Source organism: Streptomyces sp. NPDC047017, from assembly GCF_040644175.1.
GTDB lineage: Bacteria > Actinomycetota > Actinomycetes > Streptomycetales > Streptomycetaceae > Streptomyces.
The window spans coordinates 101,192-127,275 of record NZ_JBEYVW010000019.1; the positions used below are offsets into that span (position 1 = coordinate 101,192).

The following is a 26,084-nucleotide window of genomic DNA, read 5'->3' on the forward strand; positions in this document are numbered from 1 at the left end:
GTGTCACTCCTCGGGCGCGGGCGGTGTCCAGGGCCGGCCCTCGCGGAGGTCGCCCAGTCCCGCCCAGGCGAAGTTCATCAGGGTGGCCGCCGCCTGGCGGGCGGTGACGCCCGGGGTGGTGTTGGCCCAGGCGGCCAGGGACTCGGCGGCGCCGACCAGTGCCTCGGCGAGCCCGGCGGCCTCGTGCCCGGACAGTTCCTGCCGCGCGGCCTCGATGATCAGCTGCGTGACGAACACGACGATCTGGGCCCGCATCACCCGCACCTCGGCCGCGAACCGCTCGCCGTGGGTACGGGCCTGCACATGGAGCACCGACCAGCCGTCCGGGTGGCGGGCGGTGTGCGTGAAGAACGCCCGCAGGCCCTCCCACAGCTGCCGGTCGGCGGGGAGGCCGGGGCGCACCCCGGCGCGCACGGCCGCCGCCAGGGCGCTCGCCTCCCGGCGGATGCAGGCGCTGAAGAGGTCGTCCTTGGAGTTCAGGTACAGGTAGACCAACGGCTTGGAGACGCCCGCGAGTTCGGCGATCTCGTCCATCGACGCGGCCATGTAGCCGCGGCGGCCGAAGGTCCGTACGGCGGCGTCCAGCATCTGCTGTTCCCGCACCGCCCGCGGCATCCGCTTGGTCTTCACGGCACCCATGCGCGCAAGCCTACGGTTCGCGCCGCCGGCGGCGGATCAGACGGCGCCGGAACAGACGGGCGCCGGAACAGTCCCGGAGCGGCGTCAGGACGTCTTGGTCCCGGCCCGCGCCCGCTCGTCGGCCAGATCCTCCGCCAGCCCGGCGGCCTCCATGTTCGCCTTCATCCGGTCCACCCGCGCGGCGACCTGCACCGACGCCCGGTCCCGCTCCTTGCGCAGCACGACGAAGCTGATCGGGGCCGAGAGCACCAGGGCGAGCAGGGGGATCCAGAGGCCGTTGGAGCCGTTGCGGCCGCTCGGCACGATATCGGCGTACACGAGCCCCCAGGCGACCGCGAGGCAGCCCAGGAAGATGCCGAGGCGCATCAGCGTGTAGCGGAGCATCTCAATCCACTCTTCCGTTCCGAACAGGGCCAAACAGGCACCGTCCAGTGAAGCACGCCGGACGCCCGGCCCGGCAAGGGGGTGGGGCGAGCGGGCGAAACCCCAGGTCGAGACGGCGGGCGGCGGGTCTCAGGACAGCGGGAGCAGCATGATCACGTCGTCGCGTTCGTCGCCCGGCGCCACCCGGATGGCCCCCGGCACCCGGCCGACCTCCTTGTAGCCGCAGGAGGCGTAGAACCGCTCCAGGCCGAGTCCGCCCCGGCAGGAGAGCCGGATCGCCTCGACACCGTCGAGGGAACGGGCAGCGTCGGCCGCCGCGGCCAGCAGGTCGCGGCCGTATCCCGCGCCCTGGTGGCGCGGGTGCACCATCACCGTGTAGAGCCACAGCCAGTGGGTCATCAGCCGGTGGGTGTTGCGGGTGAGGAAGGCGGTCGCCGCGACCCGCCCGTCCTCGTCGTGGCCGACCAGCAGCCGGGAGCGCCCCTCGGCCATCGCCACGAAGTGCCGGACCACTTCCGCCCGTATCTCCTCGCGCACGGCGGGCGCCACGAAGCCGACCGCTCCCCCGGCGTCCGTGACATCGGCCCACAGATCGAGGATGCCGTCGCGCAGGGCGCGGTCGACGGACGGATCCAGCGTAAAAGTAAGAGGCATTGCGCCAGCGTACCCATTACCCCAGGGCGGCCGCGGCGATTTTCAGATCGGAGACCAGCCCCCGGTACGCGCCCTCGCGGTCGTCCGCGCGCAGCACGGAGGACGGGTGGACGGTCGGCACCAGCCGCTCGGGACGCCCGTGGATCTCCTCCTCCAGCACCGTCCCGCGCACCCGGGTGACCCGGAACGACGAGCCGAGCAGCGCCTTGCCGGCCGTGGCGCCCGGCACCACGATCAGCTCGGGCTCCACCAGCGCCGGCTCGGCCGCCGGCCACGGGCCGCAGGCTCGGCGCCTTGTGGATACGGCGCTTGCCCGGCTCGGCCCGGGTGAACTTGAAGTGCTTGACCGCGTTGGTGACATACGCCTCGCCCGGGTCGATGCCCGCCTCGGCCGGCGCCCGGTCGAGCAGCTTGCCGGCCGGTCCGACGAACGGCCGGCCCCGGCGGTCCTCCTGGTCGCCGGGCCGCTCGCCGACGAGCATCACCCGGGCGTGCGCCGCGCCCGCGCCGAACACGGTCCGCGTGGCGTCCCGGTGCGGGGGGCAGCCCCGGCAGCCCGCGGCGGCCGCGCGCAGGGCGGCCAGGTCCGCGTGCGCCGGGACGAACGGCTCGGCGGTGTAGGCGTCCTCGGGTGCGGACGCGACCGCCTTGGCCTTGGTGGCGGGCGTCTTCGGTGGCGGACGCCTCAGCCTTGCGGCGGACGCCTTCACCCCGGCCGTGGACGTCTTCGCCTTGGTGCCGGCCATACCGGACGGGTACCCGCCCGGCATCCGGCCTCACGGCGCCGCGCGCCGCACCACCCCCCGGAACGGGCGCCGCACCACCCCCCGGAACGGGCGTCACACCGCCCCCCGGTACGGGCGTCACACCCGCATGGGCTGCGGCGACTCGCGGCGCTCCGCGTCCGGGCCGTCGTACTCCCGGATGATCTCGTACCGGGTGTTGCGCTCGACCGGGCGGAACCCGGCGTCGCGGATCAGCTCCAGCAGGTCGTCGCGGGTCAGCTTGTTCGGCGTGCCGTAGTTGTCCGCGTCGTGCGTGATCTTGTACTCGACGACCGAGCCGTCCATGTCGTCCGCCCCGTGCTGGAGGGCGAGCTGGGCGGTCTGCACGCCGTGCATCACCCAGAACACCTTCACGTGCGGCACGTTGTCGAACAGCAGCCGCGAGACGGCGAACGTCTTGAGCGCCTCCGCGCCGGTGGCCATCGTGGTCCGGGCCTGGAGCCGGTTGCGGACCTTGCCGTCCCGCACGTCGACGAAGTCGTGCTGGTAGCGCAGCGGGATGAACACCTGGAAGCCGCCGGTCTCGTCCTGCAGCTCGCGCAGCCGCAGCACGTGGTCCACCCGGTGCCTGGGCTCCTCGATGTGCCCGTACAGCATGGTGCACGGGGTCTTCAGGCCCTTCTGGTGCGCCAGCCGGTGGATGCGCGACCAGTCCTCCCAGTGGGTGCGGTGGTCGACGATGTGCTGCCGCACCTCCCAGTCGAAGATCTCCGCGCCGCCGCCGGTCAGCGACTCCAGGCCGGCGTCGATCAGCTCGTCCAGGATCTCGCTCGCGCTCAGCCCGGAGATCGTCTCGAAGTGGTGGATCTCGGTGGCCGTGAACGCCTTCAGCGACACGTCCGGCAGCGCGGCCTTCAGCTCGCGCAGCGAACGCGGGTAGTAGCGCCAGGGCAGGTTGGGGTGCAGCCCGTTGACGATGTGCAGTTCGGTGAGGTTGTCCGCCTCCATCGCCTTGGCGAGCTTGACGGCCTCCTCGATGCGCATCGTGTACGCGTCCTTCTCGCCCGGCTTGCGCTGGAACGAGCAGTAGGCGCACGAGGCCGTGCACACGTTGGTCATGTTGAGGTGACGGTTGACGTTGAAGTGGACGACGTCGCCGTTCTTCCGCGTCCGCACCTCGTGCGCGAGGCCGCCGAGCCAGGCCAGGTCGTCCGACTCGTACAGCGCGATGCCGTCCTCGCGGGTCAGCCGCTCACCGGAGCGGACCTTCTCCTCCAGCTCGCGCTTGAGCCCGACGTCCATGCCCTACCTCTTTCCTGCCGCTTCCCGGAAGTCCCCGCCAACGGTACGCCTGGATCACTGCACCTCTTCGGGCAGCTCACCCACCCGGTTCTCCCACTTGGTGGAGAGCACGATCGTGGTACGGGTCCGGGACACGCCCTTGGTGCCCGACAGCCGCCGGATGATCCGCTCCAGGCCGTCCACGTCCGTGGCCCGCACCTTGAGCATGAAGGAGTCGTCGCCCGCGATGAACCAGCAGTCCTCGATCTCGGGCAGGTCCTTCAGCCGCTGCGCCACGTCCTCGTGGTCGGCGGCGTCGGAGAGCGAGATGCCGATCAGGGCGATCACGCCCAGACCGAGCGAGGCGGCGTCCACGGTGGCGCGGTAGCCGGTGATGACCCCGGCGCTCTCCAGCCGGTTGATGCGGTCGGTGACACTCGGTCCCGACAGGCCGACGAGGCGTCCCAGCTCCGCGTAGGAGGCCCGGCCGTTCTCCCGCAGAGCCTGGATGAGCTGCCTGTCCACCGCGTCCATGCGATCGAGCCTTCCGCTGAAAGAAGTTCCTGAAGTGTCGAGTGGTGGTGCTGGTAGTGCAGTGCTGGTGGTGCGGTGCCGGTGGTGCGGTGCCGACCGTCGGGATCAGGCGGGGCGGGGTCCGCCGCCCCTGCCGCCTCCGGCGCCGCCGCCGCTCGCGCCGCCCAGGTCGCCTTCCCAGCGGCGGTAGAGCCGGTGCGGCACGCCCACCGCGTCGAGGGCGCGGCCGGCGACGAAGTCCACCAGGTGCTGGATGTGCGTCGCACCGGCGTAGAAGGCGGGCGAGGCGGGCAGGACGGTGGCGCCCGCCTCGTCCAGGGCGACCAGCTGCCGCAGCGTCGGTCCGTTCAGCGGGGTCTCCCGAACGGCCACGACCAGCGGCCGGCCCTCTTTCAGGGTCACGCTCGCCGCCCGTTGCAGCAGGTCCTTCGACAGGCCGAGCGCGACACCCGCCACGCACGCCGTCGAGGCGGGCACGATCAGCATGCCCCGGGCCGGGTACGACCCCGAGGACGGCCCGGCCGCCAGGTCACCGGCGCTCCAGTGCCGTACGTCCGTGGTGTCCACGTCGAACGTGCCGGGCTTGCCGTCGGCCCCGAGGGACAGCCACGCGCGCAGGTCGTCGCGCCAGTGCGCGTCCCGGAAGGAGATACCGGTCTCGTCGAGCAGGGTGAGCCGCGAGGCCCGGCTGACCACGAGGTCCACGCTTTCCCCGGCCTCGATCAGCCCCCGCAGCACGGCCGCCGCGTACGGCGTACCGGACGCTCCGGACACCCCCACGATCCAAGGCGCGCGCTGCGATTCTCCTGGCTTCATGGTGTCGAGCCTATCCGGCGGCGTTCATGATCCGAATCCGAGGGAGTGTGCGGCGGACCGGGGGGTCAGGCCCGCAGTCCCCGGACGACGAGATCGAGCAGCGCGCACACGAACAGTGCGATCCCGATGAACCCGTTGACGCTGAAGAACGCCCGGTTCAGGCGGGTCAGGTCGTGCGGGCGGACGATCGTGTGCTCGTAGAGGAAGGCGCCCGCGACGACGACCAGGCCCAGCCAGAAGAAGACACCGGCGCCGGTGGCGAGGGCGAACCAGACGAACAGGGCGGTGGTGACCGTGTGGCAGGCGCGGGCGCCCCGGACGGCGGCCGGGATGCCGAAGCGGGCCGGGACCGAGCGGACGCCGATCTCGCGGTCCGTCTCGACGTCCTGGCAGGCGTAGATCAGGTCGAAGCCGCCGATCCAGATGCCCACGGCGAGGCCGAGGACCACCGCCTTCCAGGACCACTCGCCGCTGATCGCCAGCCAGCCGCCGATCGGGCCCATGGCCTGGGCGATGCCCAGGATGGCCTGCGGGAAGTTCGTGAACCGCTTGCCGTAGGGGTAGACCACCATCGGGACCACCGCGATGGGCGCGAGGGCCAGGCAGAGCGGGTTCAGCGCGGCGGCGGCGCCCAGGAAGACGGCGACGGCGATCAGCGCGCCGGTCCAGGCGTGCCGCACCGACATCGCGCCGGTGACCAGCTCGCGCTGGGCGGTGCGCGGATTGCGGGCGTCGATCTCCCGGTCGATGATCCGGTTCACCGCCATGGCGAAGGTGCGCAGCCCCACCATGCAGACGGTGACCAGGAGCAGCCTGGCCCAGTGGACGGACTCGTCCCACTCGTACATCGCGGTGAGCGAGGCGATGTAGGCGAAGGGCAGCGCGAACACCGAGTGCTCGATCATCACCAGGCGCAGGAAAGCTCTGGTGCGTCCCGGCTGCGGGATGGCTGCGGAGGCGCTGCTCACCGGCCGTACTCCGGATCATCCCCGCGTCGGCGGGGAAACCCCGTATCCGCGCTGCCGTACACCGTCATGCGGCCACCTCTCACAGTCCGTACTCCTTCCAGCGTCGCGTCACCCGTTGGGATGTCTCCGGGTCGGAGACCACCATCTCCGGCCAGCCGCCGTCGCGGGTGTACCCCTCCCCGGGCAGCTTCTTCGTCGCGTCGATGCCCGCCTTGCCGCCCCAGAACTGCTGGTAGGAGGCGTGGTCGAGGTGGTCGACGGGGCCCTCGACCACGGTGAGGTCGCGGGCGTAGTCGGTGTTGCCGAGGGCCCGCCAGGCGACCTCGTGCAGGTCGTGCACGTCGCAGTCGGCGTCGACGACCACGATCAGCTTGGTCAGGGACATCATGTGCGCCCCCCAGATGGCGTGCATCACCTTCTGGGCGTGCTTGGGGTACTTCTTGTCGATGGAGACGATCGCGCAGTTGTGGAAGCCGCCCGCCTCGGGCAGGTGGTAGTCCACGATGTCCGGCACGATGATCTTCAGCAGCGGGAGGAAGAACCGCTCGGTGGCGCGGCCCAGCGGGCCGTCCTCGGTCGGCGGGCGGCCCACCACGATCGACTGGAGCAGTGGCCGCTTGCGCATGGTCACGCAGTCGATGGTGAGCGCCGGGAAGGGTTCCTGCGGGGTGTAGAAGCCGGTGTGGTCGCCGAAGGGCCCCTCGGGCAGCGTCTCGCCGGGCTCCAGCCAGCCCTCAAGGACGACCTCGGCGTTCGCCGGCACCTGGAGCGGGACGGTCTCGCAGTCCACCATCTCGATCCGCCTGCCCGCGAGGAACCCGGCGAACAGGTACTCGTCGATGTCGCCGGGCAGCGGGGCGGTGGAGGCGTACGTCACGGCGGGCGGGCAGCCGAAGGCGATCGCGACCGGCAGCCGCTCACCCCTGCGGGCCGCCACCTGGTAGTGGTTGCGGCTGTCCTTGTGGATCTGCCAGTGCATGCCGATGGTGCGCCGGTCGTGGCGCTGGAGCCGGTACAGCCCGAGGTTGCGCACGCCCGACTCGGGGTCCTTGGTGTGGGTGAGCCCGAGGTTGAAGAAGGAGCCGCCGTCCTGGGGCCAGGTGAACAGGGCGGGCAGGGCGTCGAGGTCGACGTCGTCGCCGCGCAGCACGACCTCCTGGACGGGGGCCTCCTTGACCTTGCGCGGCGGTACGTGCGCCATCGCGCCGAGCTTGCCGAACGCCTCGCGCACGCCGACGAACCCGTGCGGCAGCTCCGGCCGCAGCAGCCCGCCGATCTTCTCGCTGATCTCGCCGTACGAGGTGAGGCCGAGCGCCTTCAGCAGCCGCCGGTCGGTGCCGAAGACGTTCATGGCCAGCGGCATCGCCGAGCCCTTCACGTTCTCGAAGAGCAGTGCGGGACCGCCCGACTTCTGCACCCGGTCGACGATCTCACCGACCTCCAGGTGGGGGTCGACCTCGGCCTTGATGCGCTTGAGGTCGCCCTCGCGCTCCAGCGCCCGCAGCAGGGAGCGAAGATCGTCGTAAGCCATGCGTCCCAGTATCGGCCACCGGCCCACCCGGTCCGGTCACCGGGGGCCGCACAGGGGGGCACGGCGAGGAGGCCGTGGTGCCGGACCGGCCGGAGTGCGTGTCCCTGGCGCGGGACCGCTCACAGCTGTTCGATCAGGCGCTCGAAGCGCGCCCGCCAGGCGCGTTCCGAGGCAGGCTGCGCCGCCGGCTCCGACGCCGGCTCCGCCTCGCCCGAGAACTCGTGGGTGAAGCGGAGCGCGCAGCCGTCCTCGCCGTCGCGTTCCAGGTGGAAGCGGACGCGGCCGGTGCCGAGCGTGTACTCGGCGACCCGGTCGACGTCCCACGCGGTGATCTGCCCGCTGCCCAGGCCCCGCAGGCTGACCGCGCCGCCGAGCCGGGGTTCCAGCTCGTCGGCGGGGGTGAACCAGCGCGCGAGCCCCTGCGGTGTGGTCAGCGCCGGCCAGACCGCTTCCATGGGCCGGGCGAGCCGGACCAGGAAGTGGAGGATGTGCGTGTTCCCGTGGGTCTGGCTGGTGCCCTGTGCGATGGAACCGGTCATGGTCCCCGGGTTCCCCCGGTGGCCGGTCGGACGCCCGCGTTTCCGCGTTTCAGACGCCCGCGTAGGAGTGCTTGCCGCTGACGAAGATGTTCACGCCGTAGTAGTTGAACAGGTAGCAGGCGAAGGCGATCAGCGCGATGTACGCGGCCTTGCGGCCCTTCCAGCCGGCCGTGGAGCGGGCGTGCAGGTAGCAGGCGTAGCCGACCCAGGTGATGAACGCCCAGGTCTCCTTGGGGTCCCAGCCCCAGTAGCGGCCCCAGGCCGACTCGGCCCAGATGGAGCCCGCGATGATCGTGAACGTCCACAGCGGGAAGACGCCCGCGTTGATCCGGTAGGCGAACTTGTCCAGGGTCGCCGAGGAAGGCAGCCGCTCCAGGACCGAGGTGGCGAAGGTGCCGGGCGTGCCGCCGCCGGCCAGCTTGTTCTCGTAGGAGTCCTTGAAGAGGTACGCCAGGGTGGCGACCGCGCCGACGTACAGGGCCGCGCCGCAGAAGATCGCGGTGGAGACGTGGATGTAGAGCCAGTACGAGTGCAGGGCCGGGACCAGCTGGTCGCTCGCGGTGTAGAGCACGGTGACCGCGAGGCCGAGGTCGAGCAGGACCGTGGTGGTCAGGAACAGGCCGATCCAGCGCACGTTCTTCTTCAGCGCGAGCAGCCCGAGGTAGACGCCGACCGCGACCGTGGAGAAGGTGATGTTGAACTCGTACATGTTGCCCCACGGCGCCCGCTCCACGGAGGCCGCGCGGGCGACGACGCCGGCCAGCTCCACGAGGAAGGCGAGCACGGTGAGGGAGATGGCGATCCGGCCGTACAGGTCGCCCTGCTCGTCGCCGCCGTGCGCGCCGGGCCCGTCGGGCACGTCGCGGGCGCCGGCGGCGGACCGCACGACGACCTCGGGCCGCTCCAGGACGGCGGTCCCGCCGGCCGACTGCACGGTGACGGCCGGCTGCTGGGCCTTGGCCGGCTGCGCGGAGCCCGCTGCGGCGGTCAGCGCGGCGGCCGTGCGGGCCACCTTGCTGCGGCTGCCGAAGAGCCATTCGGCGATGTACGCGAGGAAGGCCAGCATGTACACGGCCATCGACGAGTAGATGAGGATGTTGCTGGTGTGCGCGAGATGCTCGTTGGTCGCCGTGGCGAGCTCGGTTGCGGCGGGAGTCACTTGTTCTCAGCCCCTTCGGCGGGTACGGAGGTGGCGGCGTCCGGCTCCCGGGCGGGGTCGGCGTCGGTCTGTGCGGGTGCCTTGTCGTGGACGAGGGCGGCCAGGGTGCCGATCTCCTCGGGGAGCTTCGCGGATTCGCTGCGGCCGAGCCCGGCCACCTCGACGACCGTCAGGCCGTCGGCGCCCCGCACCGCGCGCACCCAGACCCGGCGGCGCTGGATGAACAGCGAGCCGGCCAGGCCGAGGATGGCGCCGAGGGCGCCGGCCAGCGCCCAGCCGGTGCCGGGCTGCTGGACGATCTGGAAGCCGGCCCACTCCTTGATGTCCTTGTCGAAGGTGATGGAGCCGGCGCCGCCGGGCAGCTTCATGGTCTCGCCGGGCAGCAGCCGCCCCTTGAGGATGTTGCCCTTGGCGTCCTTGAACGGCTTGAGGGCCGGGTCCTTGGTGTCCAGCTGGTAGACGTTCTGCGGGATGCCCGCGCTCACGCCGAGGTCGCCGTGGTAGGCGCCGAGCGCCAGGACCGGGAACTCCAGGCCGGGGAACTGGGAGAACATCGAGCCCTTGCCGGCCCCGGCGAAGGTCGGCACGAAGAACGCCGCGAAGCCGAGCTGCTCCTTCTTGCCCTGCGGGTTCGTGTAGCCGTCCAGCACCTTGATCGCGCCCTGCGAGGTGACGTTGGAGTCGAGCGGCAGCAGCGGCACGGCGTCGTGGTAGACCACGTTCCCCTTGCCGTCGCGCACGGTGACGGTCGGCGCGTAGCCGTGGCTGACCAGGTAGACCTTGGCGTCGTCGATCTCCAGCGGCTCGTTGACCTTGACGGTCCGCTGCTTGCTCCTGCCGTCGGCGCCGAGGCTGTAGGTGAGGTCCGCCTGGTAGGTGCGCGGGGTGCCCCGGTTGGGGCCGGTGCGCTCGTAGGTGCCGGTGAACTTGTTCAGGCGGAAGCTGAACGGCACGAGGTCGTCGTCGTCGAAGAGGTTGCCCGACTTGAAGTCGTCGTACTGGGTGAGGGTGTTGGAGAACCCGTCGCCCTCGACGATCAGCTTATCGCCCTCGGTCTTGAACAACTGGCCCCAGGCGAAGGCGATCAGCATCACGATCAGCGCGATGTGGAAGAGCAGGTTGCCGGCCTCGCGCAGGTAGCCCTTCTCGGCGGCGACCGCGTCACCGGCGGTGTGGGCGCGGAAGCGGCGCTGCCTGAGTGCCTTCAGGGCGGCCTCGCGGACCTCCTCGGGCGGGGCGGCGGTGCGCCAGGTGGCATACGCGGGCAGCCGGGTCAGCCGCTTGGGGGCGCCCGGCGGGCGGCTGCGCAGCTGGCCGGTGAACTGCCAGGTGCGCGGCACGATGCAGCCGATGAGGGAGACGAACAGCAGGATGTAGATCGCGGAGAACCACACCGAGCTGTAGACGTGGAACAGGCCGAGCTTGTCGTAGACCGGGCCGAGTGTGCGGTGGGCCTGCCGGAAGGCGGCCACCTTCATCGCGTCGCTGCCGTTCTGCGGGATCAGCGAGCCGGGGATGGCGCCCAGGGAGAGCAGGAACAGCAGCAGCAGCGCGACCCGCATGGAGGTGAGCTGCCGCCAGAACCAGCGGACCCAGCCGGTGACCTCCCGCCAGGTCCAGGTGAGCCATCCGGTCAGGCCGGGGGCGCGGCGGCCGCCGAAGGAGCCGGGGACGGCTTTCTCGGTGGGGGCGGTGGACAGCTGCGAGCCGGCCGCGCCGAGGTCGTCCTCGCCGGGGGGCGGGGCGTCCTGGGCCGGGTCGCCGGTGGTGTCCGTCGTGGTCTTGCTCATGGATCAGATCCCCACAGTGAAGCCGGTGGACCAGTTCTGCATGTCCTGCACCAGCTGGTCCCAGGCGCCGGTGAGCAGCAGCACACCGGTCACGATCATCATCGTGCCGCCGATGCGCAGCACCCACACATAGTGGCGCTTGACCCAGCCGAAGGCGCCGAGCGCCTTGCGGAAGGCGATCGCGGTGAGCACGAACGGAATGCCGAGCCCGGCGCAGTAGGCGACGGTCAGCAGCGCGCCGCGGCCGGCGCTCGCCTGGTTGGAGGAGAGCGCCACCACGGAGGCGAGGGTCGGGCCGATGCACGGGGTCCAGCCGACCCCGAACAGGGCGCCGAGCAGGGGCGCGCCGACCAGTCCGGCGGCCGGGCGCCGGTGGAAGCGGAACTCGCGCTGGGTCAGCCAGGGCATCAGGCCCATGAAGAACACGCCCATGAGGATCATGAGCACGCCCAGCACCTTGGACAGCGTCCCCTTGTATTCCTGGAGGGTCTGCCCGAAGAAGCCGAACAGCGCGCCGCCGGAGACGAACACCACGGTGAAGCCGAGCACGAAGAGCGAGGCGCCCACGGTCATCCGTCCGCGCCGGGCCTCGGCCAGGTCGGTGCCGGTGACGCCGGTCACGTACGACAGGTAGCCGGGGACCAGCGGCAGGACACAGGGCGAGAAGAAGGAGACGAGCCCGCCGAGCACGGCGACGGGCAGCGCGAGCAGCAGGGCTCCGCTGAACACCGTCTGGTTGGGATCAGTGGCTGCGGCCAGTAGCACGGCGGCTCACTTCTCCGCGAGGACCGGGTCGAGCATCTTGCGCAGCCGTTCCTCGCTGAGCGGCTGGAGGGCGCGCGCCGCGATGTCGCCGTCCCGGTCGATGACGAGGGTGCTCGGGATGGCCTGCGGGTTGAGGGTGCCCTTCTTGAAGCGGAGCATCAGCTTGCCGGTGGGGTCGAACAGGCTCGGGTACGGCGTCCCGTAGTTCTTCTCGAACGCCCGGGGGCCGTCGGCCTGGGGGTCGCGGGTGTTGAGGCCGACGAACTGCACGCCCTGGGCGGCGGTGTCCTTGGCCACCTTGGCGAAGTTCGGCGCCTCGGCACGGCAGGGCGAGCACCAGGAGCCCCAGACGTTGAGGACGACGACCTTGCCCTTGTAGGAGGCGGTGTCGAGCTGCTTGCCGTCGACGGTCGGCCCGGACAGGTCGGGCGCGGGCCCGCGCTCGCCCTTCTTCACCGTCGCGATGCCGTCGGAGCTGGTGATGAAGTTGGTGTTGTTGCCGCCGCCGGAGGTGCCGCCGGAGCCGCACGCGGACAGGGTGAGCGCCGCCACCGCGGTCGCGGCGGCGAGCAGGGCGGCGCGCCCGCTGACCCGCGGCGGGTGCGGACGCGTGCGCGTGCGGTGCGGACGGGACGTACGGTTCGCCCGGTTCGAGCACTGGGGGGCGCGGCTGGCGGCACTCATGTGAAAAGTTTCGCATGCCTGTTCCGCGGATCTTGCCCGCCCCCCTCTCGGGCGGAAACCCGCATTTCAGGCGGCGTTCGGGGTCCCGTTCGAGGCTCCGTTCGCGCCCTGCGTGCCGGTGCCCGAGGTGTCCTTCATGAACTCCTTCCAGCCGCCGGCCGGCCGCTGGCCGACGTCCAGGTGCCGCAGCTTGGCGAGCACCTCCGGCTTCTGCGCGTCGATCCAGTCGACGAACTGCCGGAAGGAGACCATGCGCACGTCCGCGCCCTTCTCCTTCTCGGCGGCGATGTGCTTGAAGGCCTCTTCGACGGAGTCCATGTAGATCCCGCCGTTCCACTGCTCGAAGTGGTTGCCGATGAAGAACGGTGCCCGGTTTGTCTCGTATGCCCGCTGGAAGCCCTGGATGTACGCCTGGGCCGACTGCTTGCGCCAGCCCGGGTAGTTGGCCGGCGGGGCCTTGGTGGAGTTCTTCGACTGGTTGGCGAGCATGTTGTAGTCCATCGAGAGGACCTCGAACTTGCGGCCGGGGAACGGCACCTGCTGCAGCGGGAGGTCCCAGATGCCCAGCTTCTTCGACGGCCAGACCTGCCGGCCGCCCGGCGAGGAGGCGTCGTAGCGCCAGCCCAGCTCGTGCGCGGTGGGCAGCAGGTTGTTCTGGCCGAGCAGGCAGGGGGTGCGGCCGCCGACCAGTTCCTTGTCGTAGTCGAAGGGCAGCGCGGGCAGGTCGTTCCAGCCGGTGTTGGTCTTCCACTGCTTGACGAACGCCTTGGCCTGGTCGATCTCGCTGCGCCACTGCTTGGGCGTCCAGTGCTCGACCGTGCCGTGGCCGGAGCAGAAGTGGCCGTTGAAGTGGGTGCCGATCTCGTGGCCCTCCAGCCACGCGCGGCGCACGTTGGTGAGGGTGGCCTTGATGTGCTCGTCGGTGAGGTAGCCGATGTCGGAGGCGCCGCGCGCGTTGTTCGGCGGCTCGTACATCCGCTTCTTGCTCTCGGGCAGCAGGTAGAGCCCGGAGAGGAAGAAGGTCATGCTCGCCTCGTGCTGCTTGGCCAGGTCGAGGAAGCGCGGGAACAGTCCGTTGCCGACCTCGCCGGCGCCGTCCCAGGAGAAGATCACGAACTGCGGCGGGGTCTGGCCCGGCTCCAGCGGCACCGGCTTGGCCGGCTGGTGCGGCTGCGCGCCGGTGAACGACGTCGAGCCGTCACCGATGGGCCGCGCGGCCTGCTGCGTGCCGTCCTTGCCCTTGCCCTGCGCGCCCGTGCCCGAGCCGCCGGCGTCGTCGTCCGAGCCGCCCTTCTGACTCCCGCAGGCCGCCAGTCCGACGGCGGCCGCGGTGCCCGCGCCGAGGCCGAGTATTCCCCTTCGCGAGAAGGTGCTCATGAGTTCCCCGATCCGTCACGTCCTCTAGTGGTCACCCACTAAGAGGCCGTGACGGACGGTGAGGTTGCCCGGTGCGATATGAAATTCACAACATATGCAAAGAAACCGTTCGCGTGTGACCGACCTGTGACCGGCCGGCGCCGGGCGGCACGCCCCGGACGAGCCCGACGCTACGCCCCGAGCCCGACGCTACGCCCCGAACGCCTTGCCCTGCTGCCCGTTGCCCTTGCCCCTGCCCTTGACCGGCTTGGCGCCCGCCAGCAGATGGGCCGGGACCAGATCGCGGGCCGGCTCGCTGTACCCGACGGAGACGATCCGGTCGCCCCGGTAGGTGAACGTCGTCAGCGAGGCGAGCGTGCACTGCCGCTTGCGCGGGTCGTGCCACAGCCGCCGCCGCTCCACGTAGGAGCGCACGGTCCAGATCGGCAGCTGGTGGCTGACGAGCACGGCCTCGTGCCCGCGCGCCTGGTCCTTCGCCGCGTTCAGCGCGCCCATCATGCGCACCACCTGATCGATGTACGGCTCGCCCCAGGACGGCCGGAACGGGTTGACCACGTGCTTCCAGTTCGCCGGCCGGCGCAGCGCGCCGTCGCCGACGCCGAAGGTCTTGCCCTGGAAGATGTTGGCGGCCTCGATCAGCCGCTCGTCGGTGGCGAGGTCGAGCCCGTGCGCCTTGGCGATCGGCGTCGCCGTCTCCTGCGCCCGCTCCAGCGGCGAGGCGACGACGTACGTCACATCGCGCGGCGCCAGGTGCTCGGCGACCCGCTCGGCCATCCGGCGCCCGAGCTCGGACAGGTGGTAGCCGGGCAGCCGCCCGTAGAGCACCCCGGTCGGGTTCTCCACCTCCCCGTGCCGCATGAGATGGACGACGGTGACGTCCATCTCACCCTTCTTGTTCTTCCCGGTCCCGCTCATGCCGTCGCCTCCGCCGCCGCGCGGGCCGCCGCCGGGAGGGCGTCGGCGATCCGCTGCAGGGCCTGCTCGTCGTGGGTGGTGGACACGAACCAGGACTCGAAGGACGAGGGCGGCAGGTACACGCCGTTCGCCAGCATCGCGTGGAAGAAGGCGGTGTAGCGGTACGACTCCTGCGCGCGGGCGTCGTCGTAGTCGCGCACCGGCCGGTCGGTGAAGAACACCGAGAACATGTTGGAGGCGTTCTGGAGGGTGTGCGTGACGCCCTCCTTGGTGAGCGCCTCGGAGACCATCGCCTGCAGCTGCCGCGAGACCGCGTTCACCGTGGCGTACGCGGCCTCGTCGAGCAGCCGCAGCTGGGCGAGGCCGGCCGCGGTGGCGACCGGGTTGCCGGAGAGGGTGCCGGCCTGGTAGACGGGGCCGGCCGGGGCGAGGTGCGCCATGACGTCGGCCCGCCCGCCGAACGCGGCGGCCGGGAACCCGCCGCCCATCACCTTCCCGAAGGTCATCAGGTCGGGCACCACCCCGTCCACGCCGAACCACCCGGCGCGGCTGGTGCGGAACCCGGTCATGACCTCGTCGGAGACGTACAGCGCGCCGTTTTGCGCGCACACGTCCTTCAGCCCCTGGTTGAACCCGGGCAGCGGCGGTACGACGCCCATGTTGCCGGGCGAGGCCTCGGTGATCACGCAGGCGATCTCGCCCGGGTGGGCGGCGAAGGCGGCGCGCACCGCGTCGAGGTCGTTGTACGGCAGCACGATCGTGTCGCCGGCCTGGGCGCCGGTGACGCCCGGGGTGTCGGGCAGCGCGAAGGTGGCGAGGCCCGATCCGGCGGCGGCGAGCAGCGAGTCCACGTGCCCGTGGTAGCAGCCGGCGAACTTGACCACCTTGGTGCGCTGCGTGAACCCGCGGGCGAGCCGGATCGCGGACATGGTGGCCTCGGTCCCGCTGGACACCAGCCGCACCTGCTCCAGCGGCCCGACCCGGCCGGTCATCTCCTCCGCGAGGGCGACCTCGCCCTCGCCGGGCGTACCGAAGGACGTGCCGCGCGCGACGGCCTCCTGCACGGCGGCGATCACCTCGGGGTGGCTGTGGCCGAGGATCATCGGTCCCCAGGAGCACACGAGGTCGACGTACTCGCGCCCGTCGGCGTCCGTCAGGTACGGGCCGCTGCCGGACACCATGAACCGGGGCGTACCGCCCACGGCACGGAAGGCACGCACCGGCGAGTTCACGCCACCGGGCGTGACGGCCGCCGCACGGTCGAACAGCGCCTGCGAGGCGGGGGCTTCGTATGGGTATGGCAGTTCGCTCATGACCTGCGACTTCTCCGATTTCTCGGGTCTTATCGGGGACTTTCGGACATCCGGCGGGCAGTGACCTGTTCAGGGTAGGCCAGCGGGGGCGGGGGGCCGGGAGGCCGGGAGGGGAGCAGGGCGGCCCGGGGCGGGCCGCAAAGGGACCGGAGGCGGACCGGAGGCGGACCGGAAGGAGAGAGAGGGGGACCGGACGCGGACCGGAGGCGGGTCGGGCCGGAAGCACCGGATTCGCGAATAACCCCCCGCCCATCTGAGAAACTGGAGCCCTCGTACGTATGGACAGGGCGAAAGGTCGTGTCAGGGCCGTACGAAGGGCCGAGAGGATCCCGCGGGCAGATGTTTCGGCGCACGTTTCGGCGTGCGGCCGTGGGGGAGGTCACTGACACGATGATCGGGTTGCGCGGCGGGGGCCACGCGTCCTAGAAAAGCAGTCGGGTGGAGATATGCATCGCGGTGGCGGACTGGGCGAGGGGACTGACGACCTGGGTCCTCGACGTGCCCGGCGGGGAAGGCACCGACGCGACGCGGAGGAAGCCGCCGAGGCACGTCAGGCACAGGGTGCGCAGAACGCGCCGGGCGAGACCGAGCGTCCCGACCGGCGGCACGACGACCGGCCGGGCCGCCGGACCGATCGCCTCCGGGCGGAGAGCAGGAATGGTGGTCGGGTGGGGGTGACGTACAAGTACTTCGGCGCGCCGGACGGCGCGACCGCGGCCCGCGTCCCGATCTCGATGCGCCCCGAGGAACTCGGCGGCGACGAACTCGGCATGAACGGCATGTTCACCAAGATCAAGCCGGAGACCATGGCCGCGATGGTCCTCACCGGCATCGAGGGCGTCCCGCTGCACCGGGTCCCGCCCCTGGAACTGGTCGTCCTCCACCCCGACTACGCCGTCGTCAAACTCCCCATGACCGTCGTCGACCCCCTCCGCGGCATCGGCGAGGAAGCGGTCGGCGCGGCCGCCTTCATCTGGTCCACGGTCCCGGACCGCGGCGGCCCCCGGGACGCGTTCAACGTGTACCAACTGCTGCACGAGTGGCAGGACTTCAGCCATCGGTTGCATGAGGCGGGGCACCAGCCGTATTGCCTGGTGTGGCCCTGACCTGGTGTTTCAGTGGTTTTTGGGCGGGGTTTCGGACCCCGCCCTCGTCATGTGCGGAGAGAGGCCGTCAGGCGGCCAGGGCACATTGAGGGCACATGGGTTTCGCTGGGGCACTGATGTGCCCTGGGTGCCGGGCGGGTCGTCCTCGTCTTCTGCCTCGGCTTCTCCCTCGGCTTCTGTGAAGGCGTCGTCGATCGCCTTGCGGGTGCGGGTCTCGCTGGACGGCAGCAGATGCGTGTACGTCCGCAGCGTGAAACCCGGGTCCGAGTGCCCGAGATACTCGGAGAGCGCCTTGATGCTCTCCCCGCGTCCAGGAGCACGGAGGCGTACGCGTGCCGGAGGGCGTGCATGCCGTCTTCCGGAGCCGCCTGGAGGTAGCGCGCCCCGCGCTCGCGGGGAGGGATCACGCCGGCGGCGGCCAGGGCGCGCTTCCAGTCGCCCATGGTGAAGACGCTGCGGTTGTAGGCTCGCCCCTTCTCGTCTACGAAGACGAGGCGGAAGGTCTTCGGCTCGCCGTCCGGCTTGGTCCAGGGCAGGGTGACCTCGACCGGCGGGAACTCCTTCATGTGGGCATTGAGGGCGGCGGCGAGCTGAGCCGACAGCGACACTGACCGGATCCTGTTGCCCTTGGGCAGGGCGAAGACCGGCTTCCTACCGACCAGCCGCACCTGGCGGTTGACGTGGATCCAGCCGCCCTTGAAGTCGATGTCCTCGACGGCGAAGCCGAACACCTCACCCTGGCGTAGGCCGCAGCCGAAGGCGAGCTTGCCGCCGGCCTGAAAGCGCTTCGGGAGTTCGGCGATGACCGCGCGGACGCGCTCCAGCGACCAAGGGATGATCTTCTTCTTGGTCACGGTCGGGAGCTTGACCGACTTCGCCTTGCAGGGGTTCTTGGGCAGCAGCCCGTCCTCCGCGGCCGCGCCGAGGATGCTGGAGAGGATGTCGAAGATGCCCTCGATCGTCGACACCTCCAGGCCGCCGTCCTGGAGCGTGCGGATCCACCCCTGAATGATCGAGGGCTGGTTGAGGGACCGCAGCTCACGTCGGCCGAGTTGCTCGACGATGTGGTTGCGGACGGTCGCCTCGTAGCGGAGCGCGGTCGTCGGGCCGACGGAGTTCGCGTCAAGCCACTTCTGCGCGTAGGCGCCGAGCGTTTGCTTCGTCTCGGCCGGGACGACGTAGGAACCGCGCCAACGACGACGAGTTCGCCCTCGTCCAGAAGGCCGCCGCCCTGAGCCGCATGCAGCCCGGCGGCTATGTCGCCGAGTGCGCGCTCGCCGCCGCCCGCGCCGACGACCCCACCGCCGCCGTCGCCGACTACCGCGCCATGGTCAAGGCGCTGATGGTCTCCAACCGGCAGCTCGGCGGCATCGGCAACAACCTCAACCAGCTCACCTGGCACCTCAACAAGGACGGCGCCTGGCCCCACCCCGACACCGTCCAACGACTCCTGGACCGCGTCGAGGCGTCCATCGTCGAGGTGGACACCGCGGTCGCCCAGATCACCGAGGGGCGGTGAGCCCTTGATCCCGAAGATCATCCTCGGCAAAGGGCCCCACGCCACGCGCCGCACGATCGGCTACCTCTTCGGCAAGGGCCGGGCCAACGAGCACATCGACCCGCACCTAGTGGCCTCCTGGAACGACTTCGCCCCCGACCCCGGCCGCAGCCCCCACCACGACCCTCGTCCATCTGCAGGCCGCGTACGCGCAGGTCGCCGAGCCGGTCCTGGTCGGCCTCGCCAGCCGGGCACCCAGCCCGCAGACCAAGCGCCGCTACGCCCACCACCTCCGGGAGGCAGTACCGCAACACGCCGAGCGCATCCTGGCCGATCCCGCCTGGGATGCACTCGCCACCGTGCTCGCCGAGGCAGAAGCAGCAGGACACAACGCAGCCACCGTCCTCGACCAGGCCCTCGGCCAGCGCACCCTGGACGACGCCCACAGTCCCGCCCGCGCCCTGACCTGGCGCATCCGCCGCCTCGGCGAACGCCACGCACCCAGTCCACGAGCCGAGGCAGCCCGGGCTACTCCCGTCCAGCCTGCGGCAACAGCTCCTCCCCCACAGCCCCAGTCGGCACGGCGACGCTGATTACGGCCGCGCGGACACCTTGGGAGTGAGCAGTTCCAGCGCCTCCTCCCAGCGGTAGCGGTCGGCCCCGCCGCCGGCCTTCGGCCGATGCGGCACATACGAACCGACCAGGACGCCCATCTCCCGCAACCGCTCCAGGCTCTGCCGGTACGCGGGATGGGCGGCCTGGGCCGAGTTCACGTACGGCAGGACGGCCGTGGGGATGCCCAGGGCAAGGGTGTCGGATATCCCTGCCGCCCACTTGTTGACCGTATTGAAGGTGGCCGGCGCCACCGCGATGGCGTCGGCGGGCGGCAGCGGACGAGGATCCCCGGGGGAACGCCAGGCCGAGCGGATGGGGTAGCCGGTCTGGGCCTCTACCGCCTCCGTATCGACGAAGCCCAGGCCCTGCGGAGTGGCCACTATGCCCACGTCCCAGTTCGCCTCCTGAGCAGCCGTGATCAGCTTGCCGACGCTGTCGGCGACTCCGGCCGCGCACACGACGACGTAAAGGAACGGCTTCTTTTCCGGTGCTTGCGGCTCGGTCACGTGAAGACCCCCAGAGGCAGCTCGTGTCGATGGGCCGCCAGCATGGCAGCCAGGGCTTCCGGGCCGATCTGGCTCAGCGCCCAGAGGCTGCTGATCTCTCGGGACCGCCGCCAGAGTGGGCCTTCCGTATCCACAGGGGTGTGGAAAGCCAGCACAGGGATGCCTTGGACATCGAACGGAGCCAGGTCGAGGTAGCGCCAGCCGCCCGTGCCGCAGAGATAGTGGGTGCTGCCGGTGGCCGCGGCTAGGTCGGCAAGTCGCTCCGAGCGGTCTCCTCGGGTCGGAATCGCGCCGCTGTCCAGTACCTCGCCGCTCCAGCCCAACGCGGTCAGCAGGGCGACCGTCGATGCCCTGGCAACGTCGGAGACACGGTCGGTCGCCTCGAACTCATCGAGAACCGCCTCCAGGACTTCACGCACCGCGGGCCAGTGGTGGCTGCGGCCGTAGTACTGCCGGATCAAAAGACTCACGGTGCGACGGGAGCGGCCGGGGTCGGCGAGCCGCGCCTGACTGATCAGCGTCGGGCGCCCGTCGGGCAGATGCGTAGGAAGTGTGAGCCACTGCTGATGTGCGGGCTCGTCCAGTGCAGCAAGGCGGGCCCGGTGCTGATAGTCGCGCCGGGCAAACTGGACGTCGCCGAGAACGATCCACCGGTCGGCGGCGTACAGCTTGGCCAACGTGGACAGCCGCGGAAACAGGTTCGGCTGGTGGATCGCGCACACCCCGCCCGGCGGCCCGACGCGCGGTGACTCAGGTACTGATGAGGCGGCTGTCGAATCCGCCGTGTAGAAGGCGCTCGTAAGCGACATGTACATCCCCCGGTACGTCCTGCTCGACGGCGAACCCGAGCTTCGGGTACTCGATCACCCGTTGCAGGTCACCGACGAGCATGTCGACAACGAGCTTCTCGTCGCCGATCGACTTGATGTAGTCGTCCAGCTCCAGCGGCTCGGACGCACACACGACCTCGACCTCCGGCCACAACTTGCGGCACGTCGCGTACGAGCGACGCTCCATGTACGGCTTGGAGATCAGCAGCAGCGACTCGACCCCGATACCGGCTCCGGCCAGCAGCTCACGGGAGAAGGTGATGTTCTGGCCGGTGTTCGCCGCCTTCGCCTCGACCAGGATCGCCTCGTCCGGCACACCCAGACTCAGAGCGTGCTCGCGGTAATGGACCGCTTCGCCGCGCGGGAAGCGGGCCCGGGTGGTGGGGCTGTTGCCGCCACTGAAGACCACGACCGGGAAGAGGCCGGCGCGGTAGAGGTCGGCGGCCGCCGTGGCGACACCGAGGTCGTGGCTGCCCAGGCCGATCGCCGCCGAGCAGGGCCGCTGCTCGTGGCCCATCTGGTGGTAGTTCCAGATCAGCGTCGCATCGTGGAACTGCTCGTCGGTGATCTGGCGCTGCTCGTGCTCCGGCACTGGCACTCCCTGGCTCATCCCTGCTGGTCCTTCCGGATGCCCTCGATGCTGCGCAGCTGGTGGCTCAGCCCGTACTGGCGAGCCACCTGTGCCGCCTGATCGAGGACGGACAGCCCATCATTCCGGGTCGCCGCATCCGACAGAAGGATGTGCCCGTACGCGGTGTCCAATCGCACCCGCTGCATCGGGGAGTCGACCGTGCCGGTGGTCCGCGCGATGTCGATGTAATGCAGGGCTTGCTTCAGGTCGCCGGCGCCCCGGTGGGCCAGGGCCAGCTTCTGGTGGGCGACCGACCAGTCCTCCGGCTCGCCCAGATCCTCGAAGGAGCGAGTGGCCTCGACCATGACGCCGGTCGCGTACTCGTTATCGCCCTCCTTGCTCAGCGCCGTACCCACCCACAGCCGCGCCCTGGCACGGTCACGCGGGCTCAGGCGCTGGTCCCCAGCGAGGAGTTCGTAGTGGCGAGCGGAGGATTCCAACTGGCCCGACATCTCCTGGACGACGGCCAGGGACAGCTCGATCTGAGCCACCCGGCGCGGGATGTCGAGTTCGGTGAACATACCGCGAGCGGTCACGTAGGAGTGCCGGGCTGAGAGTGGGCCGAGGATCGCGCCCTGATCGCGCTGGAGGTCGCCAAGGAGCACGAGGGAACGGCCGTACAAATAGAGGCCCTTGTCGTCCAGCTGATGCGGTGCACGGCTGCCCAACCAGCGGTTCAACAAGGTCGAGGCGAACGGGAAGTCCTGGCGGCTGATGCAGACAACAGCGCGCTCGATGTCCTCGGTCCAGGTCTCGTAGTCCGCCGGCCGCGCGCTCTTCCGCTCAGGGAACAGCACTGCCTCGAAGCGGGCTTGGGCGGCGGAATCCGCCCGTGCGAGTGCGGTATCGAGGATGGCCTGGGTGTCCGGTCGGGGCTGCGTCTCCGCGCCGAGGCTCTCCCACTTCGCAACCGTGCGCAGCGCGACACCGAGGTGCTCGGCGAAAGCGCGCGTGCTCATACGCAACGCGGCGCGCAGGGCGCTCGCCTCCCGACCTGTCCACTGCTGCACGCTGACCACGGATGACCTCCCTCCGTCACGTATGGAAGCACTGTCGGTGACGACGTGGGGTGGGAAGTGCAACGGAAGTACAACAGCAGGTCATTTCGAGGCCGTTCACGACGGCCGACGCTGTGGGCATGGACGACGATCTCATCACCGAACGCCGCCCCGTCGCCTTCCCTCAGGTCTTCGGCTACCTACGCCACGTCACCGGCGGGCTGCCCCGCCACGCGGCGCTCGTCGACTGCCTCACCGAGTACTGCGACCGGCACGAACTGGCCCTGTGCGGCGTCTTCACCGAACGCGACTCCACGGTGATCATCCGCTCCCCCGCCTTCGTCGGTCTGCTCGACGTGCTCGAACTCCCCGATGCCTACGGTGCCGTGGTTCCGGCTCTCAGCCACCTCGGCCCGAAGGACCTCGGCACCGAGCGCAAGTGGCAGATAACAGCAATTGGCGCTCGTCTGATCGTGGTCCGCCCCCGCACGCCGACCACGGGATCCCCCTCTTCGCTCGGCGCGAGCCACAGCTTCCGGCCGCAGGGAGACGCGTGATGTCCGTGCGTGACGCGTTGCGAAGCGCGCCCATGGTGAACGACGTGCCGGGGCTGCGGCTGCTGAAGGTCGGCGATGGCTGGGACGTCGTGCGCACCTCCGCCGAGATCGGCCTCCTGGCCCTGGCCCACCTGCGCTGCATCGGTACGTCCGTGGGCCCCGTGCTCTACGACAGGCCCAACGGGCGTCTCTACTACGCCGTCCCGACCGGCTCCGCAGCCAGTTGGGGCGATCTGCCGGTACGGCACCTCTCCACCGACTCCTGGCTCGTGGCCCCCGGCCTGGAGCTGCTCGACGACTGGTTCGGCGGATGGTGCGAACTACCCGACGACGACACCCTCACCGACACGGACGCCCTCCGCGCTGCTCTCCAGCACCCCTACGTCGCCACAACTCTGGAGGCGGTTCGATGACCAGCCGCACGATCATGTGCCACCAGGAGTGGACCCTCCAGCCCGACCGGGAACCCGACGCCGAGCCCACCACGTACGCCATGCAGTACGCGGTCTGTGGCGAGACCTCGCCTCCCGGCACCGACTTCGCCGATCCGCAGAGCTGGGTGTTCACGCACGGTGGCCGCAATCCGTCGCACCATACGTACCGGGAGATCATCACCCGCCCGTGGAGGGCCTGGTGGAAGCCGTGAACGGCCGTGTTGCCGCCCGGGCCGGCCGGGACGCCTGGGACGCCCGCTACACCGGACCACTGCTGATCGTGCTCGTGTCCGCCGCGTGCGGCTTCGTGATCGGCGTGGTCGCCTCGACCGCACGGATCGCGCCATGACCCGCGCTTGGCGAAGGGATCCACTGGCCGAGCTGGCGGCCAGCCTGATCACCGCCCACCACCAGATCCGACCAACCCCTCCTACCCAACCCGTGGAGGTCCCATGACCGAGACGAACACCCGCGCCGAGAGGCTGACGACCAAAACAGCTCCTCGGCTCGTGGCCAGCCCGTTTCTCGCCCAGTACCTCCTTGTCCAGCCCGGCCTGGCGGCAGGCGTGCGCATCCCGGAGGTCCGCTACGAGGAGCTGCGGGCTTCGGGGGCGGAAGGACGATCCGTCCCGGACTGGCTGGCCGACGCGGCGAGGGAGGCGTGGGGGACCGAACTGTCCTCGTCGCCAGTCAGCGACGTCGTCCTCGTCCGCGAGCGGTCCCGGTACGGGTACGGCAAGGCGTCGTGGGAGATCAACCTCGGCTGCGACTACGACTGCGAGTTCTGCTACCTCGGCGAGAAGCGGTTCGAGGGCCTTGACTGGGCAGGCAAGCAGACGCTGCTCCAGACACTGAGGGACGCCGGTGTCCTGTGGTTGCAGATCACAGGCGGTGAGGCGCTGATCGACCGCGAGTTCGGCGCGGCGTACGAGTACGCCCACCAGCTCGGGATGATGGTCCAGGTCTCGTCCAACGGCTCCAGCTTGCGGAAGCAACCGATCCGGGACCTGTTCGCCCGCCACCGGCCGTACCGGCTGACCCTGAGCGTGTACGGCGCGACCACCAAGACGTACGACAAGGTCACGCGGAACCGCGGGGCGTTCAACCGGTTCCTGATGGGCCTGGACGCCGCCCGCGAGGACCGACTGCCAGTCCGGCTGAACGTGATCGTCTCGGACGACAACGCGCATGAGACAGACGCAATGGTGCGCCTCGCGAAGTCGTACGGCTTCCCGCACCAGGTCTTCACGAACATGTCGCCCACGATCGACGGCGAGGCTAACCCGCTGGCGACGCAGGCACTGGGCCACCTCAAGGCCCGGAGCATCTTCACTGGCTGCAACGCCGGCCACACGTTCTTCCACGTCAACCCGCACGGCATCGCGTCAATCTGCAAGGTCGGCCGTGACCCGAGCGTGAACCTCATCACCGAGGGCGTCGAAGCCCTCCCCCGACTCGGCGTGATCGCCGAGTCCCTACAGCTCCGCACCGGTGGATGCTCCGGCTGCACGAAGGTCGGCACGTGCGGCACGTGCCGACCGCTGGCCAGGCTCTACCAGGAGGCGGGGGACCGACGAGAGCTCTACTGCCAGCATGGAGGTTACGGATCATGACTCCGCCCACCGCAACCCTGACCCCGCCCCGCGAACCGGTCATGCTCACCATCGGCCGACGTCCGATGGAAACGCCGACCGGTGCCCCACCGGTGCAGCTGACCGCCCTGTCGATCAAGGACGACGAGTTCCAGATCATCGCCAACCTGGACGAGGCTGCCGAGGGCGCCGAGTGCAGCTGCTCGGCCGGTGACGACCAGCCGTACTAGATCCACCACGGGTGGCGCGCGCCACCCTCTCGTTCCATCCCCTCAGTAGCGCCCCCACCGTACCCTGGCCGGGGCGCTACTCCCCGTATCCGAGCACCCTGAGGAAACCGCGCGTGTCCATGTCCCGCATCGCCTACGAGCAGCTTCCCGCCGGCGTCCGCCAAGCCGTCGCTGACAAGATCGGTGCCGTGCACAGCTCGCTGACTGCGCAGGGCGGAATGAACTCCGGCATCGCCTCCGTCCTGGAGACGAACAGCGGCAGGGTCTTCGTAAAGGGCATCCCGTCCGACCATCCCCAGGTCGCTGCCCAACGCCGCGAGGCAGCCGTCGCCTCGTACTTGCCGGCATCTTGTCCGCGTCTGTACTGGCACCTGGAGTTCGGCGGCTGGAGCTTGCTCGGCTACGAGGTGATCGACGGCCGCCACGCCGACTACACACCAGGCTCGCCCGACCTGCCGCTGGTGGAAGCCGCGCTTGCCGAGCTGCAGGACGTCACAGCACCCCCGGGCATCGGTCTCAAGGACGCCGTTGACCGGTGGGCAGACTACGCACCGCCGGGCTCCCTGCACTACTTCGAGGGCAACACTCTCCTGCACACCGATTTCGCCCCGGACAACGTTCTGATCACCGGTGAACGTGCGCGACTCATCGACTGGGCCTGGCCGACCCGAGGGGCGGCCTGGATCGACCCCTGCGCCCTTCTCCTCCAGCTCATGGACGCCGGGCATTCCGTGGAGGAGGCGCTCGCCTTCGCTAGTCGGTTTCCGTCCTGGCGGGATGCAAAGGCCGAGGCGCTCGCAGCGTTCAGCTCGGCTACGGCGGCACTGTGGCGGGAGATCTCTGAAGTGGACCGGACACCATGGAAGCTGGAGATGGCGGAGCGGGCGGCGGAGCTCGCGTGCGTCCGGGACTGGGCCCTGTAGACGTGAAATAGTCCGCCCATCCGAGGTGTCCGCCTCCCAGGCCCCGAGGACGGCATCGCCCTCACCGGAGCCGTCGAAGGTCACCGTGAC

At 70.3% G+C, this 26,084-nt stretch carries 30 protein-coding genes and 3 pseudogenes; 10 read left to right on the forward strand and 23 right to left on the reverse strand.

The features are described 5' to 3' along the window. Positions 1-3: 3 nt before the first annotated feature. The 17 genes and pseudogenes from ABZ858_RS28405 to hemL all read right to left on the reverse strand — a co-directional run bounded on the left by ABZ858_RS28405 (position 4) and on the right by hemL (position 16,074). On the reverse strand, positions 4-639 hold the full coding sequence (locus ABZ858_RS28405) for a TetR/AcrR family transcriptional regulator (RefSeq protein ID WP_361384549.1): 636 nt from the start codon (positions 637-639) through the stop codon (positions 4-6). 84 nt (positions 640-723) lie between these two features. After that, positions 724-1,023 (reverse strand): DUF4229 domain-containing protein, encoded by a 300-nt coding sequence (locus ABZ858_RS28410; RefSeq protein WP_361384552.1) that lies wholly within the window; start codon positions 1,021-1,023, stop codon positions 724-726. Positions 1,024-1,152: 129 nt separating this feature from the next. Next, positions 1,153-1,677: a GNAT family N-acetyltransferase gene (locus tag ABZ858_RS28415; RefSeq protein ID WP_361384555.1), complete on the reverse strand. Its 525-nt coding sequence runs from the start codon at positions 1,675-1,677 to the stop codon at positions 1,153-1,155. Between the two features lie 16 nt (positions 1,678-1,693). Further along, a pseudogene (locus ABZ858_RS28420) lies at positions 1,694-2,366 on the reverse strand (UdgX family uracil-DNA binding protein). A gap of 174 nt (positions 2,367-2,540) precedes the next feature. Further along, positions 2,541-3,704 (reverse strand): aminofutalosine synthase MqnE, encoded by a 1,164-nt coding sequence (mqnE, locus tag ABZ858_RS28425; protein ID WP_361384558.1) that lies wholly within the window; start codon positions 3,702-3,704, stop codon positions 2,541-2,543. A gap of 54 nt (positions 3,705-3,758) precedes the next feature. Then, the gene (locus ABZ858_RS28430; protein ID WP_361384561.1) at positions 3,759-4,217 is read right to left on the reverse strand and encodes an Lrp/AsnC family transcriptional regulator; all 459 of its coding nucleotides are present in this window, start codon (positions 4,215-4,217) and stop codon (positions 3,759-3,761) included. A 105-nt stretch (positions 4,218-4,322) separates the two neighbouring features. Continuing rightward, complete coding sequence (locus ABZ858_RS28435; protein ID WP_361384565.1) at positions 4,323-5,033, reverse strand: UbiX family flavin prenyltransferase; 711 nt, start codon at positions 5,031-5,033, stop codon at positions 4,323-4,325. Between the two features lie 65 nt (positions 5,034-5,098). After that, the gene (mqnP, locus tag ABZ858_RS28440) at positions 5,099-6,001 is read right to left on the reverse strand and encodes a menaquinone biosynthesis prenyltransferase MqnP (protein ID WP_361384568.1); all 903 of its coding nucleotides are present in this window, start codon (positions 5,999-6,001) and stop codon (positions 5,099-5,101) included. Between the two features lie 79 nt (positions 6,002-6,080). Then, a complete protein-coding gene (locus tag ABZ858_RS28445; protein ID WP_361384571.1) occupies positions 6,081-7,532 on the reverse strand; it encodes a menaquinone biosynthesis decarboxylase in 1,452 nt (483 codons plus the stop codon). Between the two features lie 119 nt (positions 7,533-7,651). Next, a complete protein-coding gene (locus tag ABZ858_RS28450; protein WP_361384574.1) occupies positions 7,652-8,071 on the reverse strand; it encodes an SRPBCC domain-containing protein in 420 nt (139 codons plus the stop codon). A gap of 49 nt (positions 8,072-8,120) precedes the next feature. Further along, positions 8,121-9,230 carry a c-type cytochrome biogenesis protein CcsB gene (ccsB, locus tag ABZ858_RS28455; protein ID WP_361384577.1) on the reverse strand — a complete coding sequence of 370 codons (1,110 nt, stop codon included), beginning with the start codon at positions 9,228-9,230 and terminating at the stop codon, positions 8,121-8,123. Next, positions 9,227-11,020, reverse strand: coding sequence for a cytochrome c biogenesis protein ResB (locus tag ABZ858_RS28460; RefSeq protein WP_361384580.1), 1,794 nt, complete (start codon positions 11,018-11,020; stop codon positions 9,227-9,229). Before ABZ858_RS28460 ends, ccsB begins: the two co-directional genes overlap by 4 nt. A 3-nt stretch (positions 11,021-11,023) precedes the next feature. Further along, positions 11,024-11,785: a cytochrome c biogenesis protein CcdA gene (locus ABZ858_RS28465; protein ID WP_361384583.1), complete on the reverse strand. Its 762-nt coding sequence runs from the start codon at positions 11,783-11,785 to the stop codon at positions 11,024-11,026. A gap of 6 nt (positions 11,786-11,791) precedes the next feature. Continuing rightward, positions 11,792-12,469 (reverse strand): TlpA disulfide reductase family protein, encoded by a 678-nt coding sequence (locus tag ABZ858_RS28470; protein ID WP_361384586.1) that lies wholly within the window; start codon positions 12,467-12,469, stop codon positions 11,792-11,794. Between the two features lie 66 nt (positions 12,470-12,535). Then, complete coding sequence (locus ABZ858_RS28475; RefSeq protein WP_361384589.1) at positions 12,536-13,846, reverse strand: hypothetical protein; 1,311 nt, start codon at positions 13,844-13,846, stop codon at positions 12,536-12,538. A gap of 189 nt (positions 13,847-14,035) precedes the next feature. Then, on the reverse strand, positions 14,036-14,761 hold the full coding sequence (locus ABZ858_RS28480; protein WP_361384592.1) for a histidine phosphatase family protein: 726 nt from the start codon (positions 14,759-14,761) through the stop codon (positions 14,036-14,038). Continuing rightward, positions 14,758-16,074 carry a glutamate-1-semialdehyde 2,1-aminomutase gene (gene hemL / locus ABZ858_RS28485; protein ID WP_361384595.1) on the reverse strand — a complete coding sequence of 439 codons (1,317 nt, stop codon included), beginning with the start codon at positions 16,072-16,074 and terminating at the stop codon, positions 14,758-14,760. Before hemL ends, ABZ858_RS28480 begins: the two co-directional genes overlap by 4 nt. Before the next feature lie 446 nt (positions 16,075-16,520). On the opposite strand from hemL, the gene ABZ858_RS28490 reads away from it, so the two are divergent. Continuing rightward, the gene (locus tag ABZ858_RS28490) at positions 16,521-17,180 is read left to right on the forward strand and encodes a hypothetical protein (protein ID WP_361384598.1); all 660 of its coding nucleotides are present in this window, start codon (positions 16,521-16,523) and stop codon (positions 17,178-17,180) included. 47 nt (positions 17,181-17,227) lie between these two features. Here the strand turns inward: ABZ858_RS28490 and ABZ858_RS28495 are convergent, their stop codons facing one another. Together ABZ858_RS28495 and ABZ858_RS28500 are read right to left on the reverse strand one after the other, a co-directional pair. Next, entirely contained in the window at positions 17,228-18,148 is a 921-nt protein-coding gene (locus ABZ858_RS28495; RefSeq protein WP_361384601.1) for a tyrosine-type recombinase/integrase, read from the reverse strand. Between the two features lie 78 nt (positions 18,149-18,226). After that, positions 18,227-18,274: pseudogene (locus ABZ858_RS28500) on the reverse strand (hypothetical protein); the annotation flags it as partial. Positions 18,275-18,420: 146 nt separating this feature from the next. Between ABZ858_RS28500 and mobC the strand changes: the two are divergent. Both mobC and ABZ858_RS28510 read left to right on the forward strand, forming a co-directional pair. Next, a complete protein-coding gene (gene mobC, locus ABZ858_RS28505) occupies positions 18,421-18,699 on the forward strand; it encodes a plasmid mobilization relaxosome protein MobC (protein WP_361384604.1) in 279 nt (92 codons plus the stop codon). Between the two features lie 161 nt (positions 18,700-18,860). Next, a pseudogene (locus ABZ858_RS28510) lies at positions 18,861-19,271 on the forward strand (mobilization protein); the annotation flags it as partial. Here ABZ858_RS28510 and ABZ858_RS28515 read toward each other — a convergent pair. From ABZ858_RS28515 to ABZ858_RS28530, 4 genes are read right to left on the reverse strand one after another with little or no spacing between them, the layout of a single operon-like run. Next, a complete protein-coding gene (locus tag ABZ858_RS28515; RefSeq protein WP_361384608.1) occupies positions 19,272-19,799 on the reverse strand; it encodes a flavoprotein in 528 nt (175 codons plus the stop codon). Next, the gene (locus ABZ858_RS28520; RefSeq protein WP_361384611.1) at positions 19,796-20,614 is read right to left on the reverse strand and encodes a WbqC family protein; all 819 of its coding nucleotides are present in this window, start codon (positions 20,612-20,614) and stop codon (positions 19,796-19,798) included. The genes ABZ858_RS28515 and ABZ858_RS28520 overlap by 4 nt, the downstream gene beginning before the upstream one ends. Continuing rightward, positions 20,550-21,239, reverse strand: a complete 690-nt coding sequence (locus ABZ858_RS28525; protein WP_361384614.1) for a YdcF family protein — start codon at positions 21,237-21,239, stop codon at positions 20,550-20,552. Before ABZ858_RS28525 ends, ABZ858_RS28520 begins: the two co-directional genes overlap by 65 nt. After that, positions 21,236-22,279, reverse strand: a complete 1,044-nt coding sequence (locus ABZ858_RS28530; protein ID WP_020120657.1) for a hypothetical protein — start codon at positions 22,277-22,279, stop codon at positions 21,236-21,238. The genes ABZ858_RS28525 and ABZ858_RS28530 overlap by 4 nt, the downstream gene beginning before the upstream one ends. Before the next feature lie 119 nt (positions 22,280-22,398). On the opposite strand from ABZ858_RS28530, the gene ABZ858_RS28535 reads away from it, so the two are divergent. The 7 genes from ABZ858_RS28535 (at position 22,399) to ABZ858_RS28565 (ending at position 25,994) form a co-directional block, all read left to right on the forward strand. Then, positions 22,399-22,815 (forward strand): hypothetical protein, encoded by a 417-nt coding sequence (locus tag ABZ858_RS28535; protein WP_361384618.1) that lies wholly within the window; start codon positions 22,399-22,401, stop codon positions 22,813-22,815. Next, a complete protein-coding gene (locus ABZ858_RS28540) occupies positions 22,815-23,228 on the forward strand; it encodes a hypothetical protein (protein ID WP_361384621.1) in 414 nt (137 codons plus the stop codon). The genes ABZ858_RS28535 and ABZ858_RS28540 overlap by 1 nt, the downstream gene beginning before the upstream one ends. Then, positions 23,225-23,461 carry a hypothetical protein gene (locus ABZ858_RS28545; RefSeq protein ID WP_361384624.1) on the forward strand — a complete coding sequence of 79 codons (237 nt, stop codon included), beginning with the start codon at positions 23,225-23,227 and terminating at the stop codon, positions 23,459-23,461. Before ABZ858_RS28540 ends, ABZ858_RS28545 begins: the two co-directional genes overlap by 4 nt. Next, positions 23,458-23,598, forward strand: a complete 141-nt coding sequence (locus tag ABZ858_RS28550; protein ID WP_361384627.1) for a hypothetical protein — start codon at positions 23,458-23,460, stop codon at positions 23,596-23,598. Before ABZ858_RS28545 ends, ABZ858_RS28550 begins: the two co-directional genes overlap by 4 nt. Positions 23,599-23,701: 103 nt before the next feature. Beyond that, on the forward strand, positions 23,702-24,862 hold the full coding sequence (locus ABZ858_RS28555; RefSeq protein WP_361384630.1) for a radical SAM protein: 1,161 nt from the start codon (positions 23,702-23,704) through the stop codon (positions 24,860-24,862). Beyond that, the gene (locus ABZ858_RS28560) at positions 24,859-25,071 is read left to right on the forward strand and encodes a hypothetical protein (RefSeq protein WP_360715304.1); all 213 of its coding nucleotides are present in this window, start codon (positions 24,859-24,861) and stop codon (positions 25,069-25,071) included. The genes ABZ858_RS28555 and ABZ858_RS28560 overlap by 4 nt, the downstream gene beginning before the upstream one ends. Positions 25,072-25,190: 119 nt before the next feature. Next, positions 25,191-25,994 (forward strand): aminoglycoside phosphotransferase, encoded by an 804-nt coding sequence (locus tag ABZ858_RS28565; protein WP_361384799.1) that lies wholly within the window; start codon positions 25,191-25,193, stop codon positions 25,992-25,994. Positions 25,995-26,084: the final 90 nt, after the last annotated feature.